Here is a 3,801-nt window from a genome sequence, read left to right as displayed (position 1 = left end):
GGTTTTAATGGTAATACCGTTTATTTAATTAATATTCTCCTTAAAGTCATTCAGTTACTATTTTGTAAAAGTCGACAATTTTTTTGGCTTTTGAAATACCTATCACATCAGAAATCTCTTTTTCTGTCGCTAATTTCAATCTCTTAACACTTTTAAAATGTTGTATTAACGCTAACATAGTTTTTTCGCCAATCCCCGGAATAGATTCTATCGACGAATTTAAAGCTGCTTTACTCCTTTGGTCTCTGTGATGTGTGATTCCAAATCGATGCGCTTCATTTCGCAATTGCTGAATTACTTTCAAGGTTTCTGATTTTTTATCTAAATATAACGGAACTGAATCTCCGGGATAAAATAATTCTTCCAGCCTCTTAGCTATACCTATTATTGCGATTTTTCCTCTCAAACCCAAATCATCAATACTTTTAAGCGCTGCTGATAATTGTCCTTTTCCCCCGTCAATAATTATCAACTGTGGCAAAGATTGATTCTCATCTAAAAGTCTTTTATACCGTCGATACACCACTTCAGTCATTGAGGCAAAATCATCCGGTCCTTCAACCGTTTTTATATTAAAATGACGATAATCTTTCTTACTTGGCTTGCCGTCCTTAAAAACGACACAGGCAGCAACTGGATTTGTCCCCTGAATATTTGAATTGTCAAAACATTCAATATGTCGAGGTTCAAATGACAATCGCAGGTCTTTTTTCATTTGTGCCATGATTCTATTAGTATGTCGGTCTGGGTCTACAATTTGCAGTTGCTTCAATTGCTCGATTCTATAAAACTTCGCATTTCGAACAGAAAGGTCCAAAATTTGCTTTTTATCACCCAGCTGCGGGACTGTCACTTTTAAGTGTTCACCCAAGTCAACCGGAAACGGAACAATAACTTCCCTAGACAACAATTGGAAACGTTCCCGTAGTTCTATGATGGCTAATTCTAACAATTCCGCATCCGTTTCCTCCAGCTTCTTCTTAATTTCCATGGTATGAGAGCGAATAATCGAACCATGTGAAATTTGTAAAAAATTCACATACGCGGCACTTTCATCAGAAACGATGGAGAACACATCGATATTAGTGATTTTTGGATTTACAATAGTGGAGCGAGATTGATAATTCTCCAGCACTTCGATTTTCTCCTTTATCTTCTGCGCTTCTTCAAAATGCATATTCTGAGCTAATTCCATCATTACTCTTTTGAAGTCTTTCATGCTTTCTTTGAAATTTCCTTTCAGTATTTCTCGAATGGCATCCACTTGCTTTTGATAATTCTCCAAAGATTCATACCCCTCACAAGGTCCTTTGCAATTCCCAATATGATATTCGAGGCAAACCTTAAACTTCCCGCTTTCGATGTTCGAATTACTTAAATCATAATTACATGTTCTCAATGGATAAAGTTCTTTTATTAGCTCTAAGATTGTATTGACGGTTTTAAAACTAGTGTAGGGACCAAAGTATTCCGAGCCGTCCTTCACCATTCTCCTAGTGGCAAAAATGCGGGCAAAAGGCTCTTTTTTTATGCACAACCACGGATAGCTTTTGTCATCACGCAACAATACATTGTAGCGCGGCTGCAAGGTTTTTATAAGATTGTTTTCTAACAATAGTGCGTCTGTTTCTGTCGGAACTACAATGTGCTTTATAGTTACAATCTTTTTTACCAATACATTCGTTTTGGCAGTATCATGAATTTTATTGAAATAGGAGGAAACTCGCTTTTTTAGATTCTTGGCTTTCCCCACATACAAGATTTTTCCATCCTTATCATAATATTGATATACGCCAGGACCATCAGGTAAAGTTTGTATTTGAAGTGCTAAAGTTGGATTTTGCATTATAATGTTATTTCACAAAGATACGTCTTGATTTAGCGAGATGCATATCATTCTTATTACTTTGAATTTATTTATCTATTTGAGGCCAAATTTACGAATTACAAATAATAATCTCTAATTTTGATTTTTTAATACATCATGAAAAATATAAAACCCATAATCATTTTAGGAGAATCCATTTTGCCAGGCGAAAGCAAAACGATAGATATGGAAATTGCTAAATTACACAACACAGCAGAACTTAAAATCCCAATAATAGTCCGACGTTCTAAAATCGATGGTCCTGTTGTTCTTTTTTCAGCAGGAATTCATGGTGATGAAATTAATGGCGTTGAGATTGTCCGTCAACTGATCACTAAAAAAATTAATAAACCTAAAAGAGGAACCATTATTTGTATTCCCGTCATTAACATGTTTGGTTTTTTAAACAAAAGTAGAAAGTTTCCAGATGGCAGAGACTTGAATCGCGTTTTTCCAGGGAGTAAAAATGGTTCTCTCGCTAGTCGCTTCGCCTATCACATGCTTACTGACATTTTACCATTGGTTGATTACGCAGTTGATTTTCATGCCGGCGGAGCCAGCCGGTTTAATGCACCGCAGATTCGACTCGCACCAAACAATCCGGAATTAAGAACATTAGCTAATGTCTTTAATGCCCCATTCACTTTATTCTCTAAAAATGTTGCGGGTTCATTCAGGAATGCGAGCCATAAATTGAACGTCAAAATGTTACTTTTTGAAGGAGGAAAATCGCTTGACATTGATGAATCTGTATCAAACGCTGGTGTGCAAGGTGTAAAACGTCTTTTAAACCATCTTAATATGTTAGATTCAAAACACACTATTGAAAAACCAGAGACGGAAACCATTTATCTTGAAAAGTCGTCTTGGATACGAGCACAATGTTCTGGTTTATTACATGACAATGGATGTATAGGTCGTTATGTCCATAAAGGCACCCTTCTTGCTATCATTACGGACCCGTTTGGAGAGTTTGAACAAAAAGTAAACGCTCCTAACGATGGCTACATAATTAATGCTAACCTTTCTCCTATTGTATATCAGGGAGATGCAGTTTACCACATCTCAAAAACTATTGGAGATGGAAAGTAACAAAAAGGAGTTACGCTCCAAATATAAAGCGTTAAGAACTCAACTTTCTAAAAATGATATAGAAACTATGAGTTTGGCTATTGCCAATCAGCTGCTTGCCTTACCTATTTGGGAAAATACGTATTTCCATGTTTTTCTTCCCATTACGGAACAAAAAGAAGTAGACACCGAGTTAATCTTGCACTTACTCTCTGGAAAAGACAAAGAAATCATTGTTTCTAAATCTGATTTTGGCCCGAACGATAGCGCGCATGAGAAGCAAACTCGAAAGATGACTCATTTTCTTCTGACAGACAATACAAAAATCGAAAAAAACAAGTATAACATTCCAGAACCTGTTAACGGTCTCGAAGTTCCTTCGACTAAAATTGAAGTTGTTTTTGTACCGTTATTGGCTTACGATAAACTAGGGCATCGCGTAGGGTACGGCAAAGGATTTTATGATACTTTCTTAGCGGAGTGCAGACAGGAAACCATTAAGATTGGACTTTCCTTCTTTGAAGCTGAAGAGTCGATTATTGATATTTATGAACATGACATCCGAATGAATTACTGTATCACTCCAAAAAACTGCTATAAGTTCGAATAATAAAACCTAATTTCGCATCCTAAAAAGTATTTTAAATCATGAAAGTTATTAAAGCTTCAAAATTTGCAGTAACCCTTTTGGTTATTCTGTTTACCGTATCCTTGTCAAGTTGCAGTGTCATGACAACAACACACCGCTCTAATTATAAGGCAAAAAGGATTCCTCCAGGACATGCAAAAAAAATCCATAAAGATAAAAGTGCCAAGCATTATGCCCCAGGGCATAATAAAAGATAAAAAAAAGACCAATTCAG

General features: G+C 36.1%; 4 protein-coding genes. 3 read left to right on the top strand and 1 reads right to left on the bottom strand.

The genetic code is table 11. The annotated features are described in order from the left end of the window. Nucleotides 1–46 precede the first annotated feature (46 nt). Entirely contained in the window at nt 47–1,846 is a 1,800-nt protein-coding gene (gene uvrC / locus A3SG_RS0117895; protein ID WP_016991364.1) for an excinuclease ABC subunit UvrC, read from the bottom strand. A 138-nt stretch (nt 1,847–1,984) separates the two neighbouring features. Here uvrC and A3SG_RS0117890 point away from each other — a divergent pair, with 138 nt between their 5' ends. From A3SG_RS0117890 to A3SG_RS0117880, 3 genes are read left to right on the top strand one after another with little or no spacing between them, the layout of a single operon-like run. Beyond that, on the top strand, nt 1,985–2,959 hold the full coding sequence (locus tag A3SG_RS0117890; RefSeq protein WP_016991363.1) for a succinylglutamate desuccinylase/aspartoacylase family protein: 975 nt from the start codon (nt 1,985–1,987) through the stop codon (nt 2,957–2,959). Next, nucleotides 2,949–3,548: a 5-formyltetrahydrofolate cyclo-ligase gene (locus tag A3SG_RS0117885; RefSeq protein WP_016991362.1), complete on the top strand. Its 600-nt coding sequence runs from the start codon at nt 2,949–2,951 to the stop codon at nt 3,546–3,548. Before A3SG_RS0117890 ends, A3SG_RS0117885 begins: the two co-directional genes overlap by 11 nt. Nucleotides 3,549–3,586: 38 nt before the next feature. Beyond that, nucleotides 3,587–3,784, top strand: a complete 198-nt coding sequence (locus A3SG_RS0117880; protein WP_016991361.1) for a hypothetical protein — start codon at nt 3,587–3,589, stop codon at nt 3,782–3,784. The last annotated feature ends 17 nt before the right edge of the window (nt 3,785–3,801 follow it).

Origin of the sequence: Flavobacterium sp. ACAM 123 (assembly GCF_000264055.1) — a bacterium.
Taxonomy (GTDB): Bacteria; Bacteroidota; Bacteroidia; order Flavobacteriales; family Flavobacteriaceae; genus Flavobacterium.
Note: the sequence above shows the minus strand (reverse complement) of the source record. Positions and strands in the feature narration are given on the sequence as shown.

Bases quoted from the DNA above. Each gene is read 5' to 3' on its own strand.
- A3SG_RS0117890 (WP_016991363.1), top strand. From the start codon at position 1,985: ATGAAAAATATAAAACCCATAATCATTTTAGGAGAATCCATTTTGCCA.
- uvrC (WP_016991364.1), bottom strand. From the start codon at position 1,846: ATGCAAAATCCAACTTTAGCACTTCAAATACAAACTTTACCTGATGGT.
- A3SG_RS0117880 (WP_016991361.1), top strand. From the start codon at position 3,587: ATGAAAGTTATTAAAGCTTCAAAATTTGCAGTAACCCTTTTGGTTATT.
- A3SG_RS0117885 (WP_016991362.1), top strand. From the start codon at position 2,949: ATGGAAAGTAACAAAAAGGAGTTACGCTCCAAATATAAAGCGTTAAGA.